Annotated in this window: 1 protein-coding gene; it reads left to right on the forward strand. The window is 40.1% G+C overall.

Annotated features, from left to right (window positions below):
- Positions 1-706: 706 nt before the first annotated feature.
- Positions 707-989: hypothetical protein (locus A3757_RS20700; protein WP_304439205.1), on the forward strand; the 283-nt coding region annotated here is incomplete at its 3' end.

The raw sequence follows: 989 nt of genomic DNA on the forward strand, positions 1-989 counted from the left end.
GAGGTTTTATTGATCCAGAGTGGGCTAAGAGTGGGGGGGGAATACCTATCTGGCTTGTCATAATAGCTTTGATTTCGGGTAGGGCCGTTTAGAATGATCTAGCGGATATAGTGTCTATAGAGCTTTGAGAAAAATATGTGGTTAAATGTGACTTTATGCCTCAGCGCTATGTCTGAATGGTAGAGTAAGGACAGTATCACAGAGCCTTATAAACTGAATTTCAATTTTTAATCGAGTATCTACTATGAAAAGTTGCACCTTTAAGCAGCCCGGTTGAGTAGTGTTGAGTTTGGCCCCTGAAATATGGGGCTTTTTTTTGCGTTAAGGTTAGGTGCTAATGATCCTTTATTTGGGGTCGTCAAAATTATTATCTAATAAGATCAGAGTTTTAAAGATACCAAGGGAATAAAATGTCTGATATTCTTATAGAAGCTCAAAAGGAAGGGTTTCTCCCAGAAACTCAAGTGGCATTGGGCACTAGCGAAGAAACGATCGAATGTGAAGGTTGTTATTCGCAGGTACAAGAAAGGGATTTAAAAGGCGGGGAGGCATGTCCTTACTGTTCTCTCGTGATTGCATAAAGTGCGAAAGAACATTTCCTAGCTTTGATCAAGTCTATAAAGGTCACCTAACAAAGACCCTCTGATTCGTAAATCCCTTTTGATGCTGAAATATAATCTATTTTCACTATTCAGGGGATAAAGGAATGCAAAATACGGCTATAAAAGTTATATCAACGTGCTTAGTTACTGGAACTCTAATTGGCTGTAATGGAGGTGGAAGTGGTGGCGGTGGAGCTGCCCCTGGAACTAATGGCGGTCAAGGTGGTGGAGTAGGGCCTGAGTTAGTAATCGAGTTTAGAGAGGCACCTCTAGACCCAAAGGTTTTTAATCTGCTTTCAAATGATAGAAGTACAGAAAATCACTTTAACCCTGAAGAAAAGTTAAGCATAACTTGGATGACAACGGTTAAATATTCGGATGACACTA

This window comes from Oleiphilus sp. HI0117, from assembly GCF_001635235.1.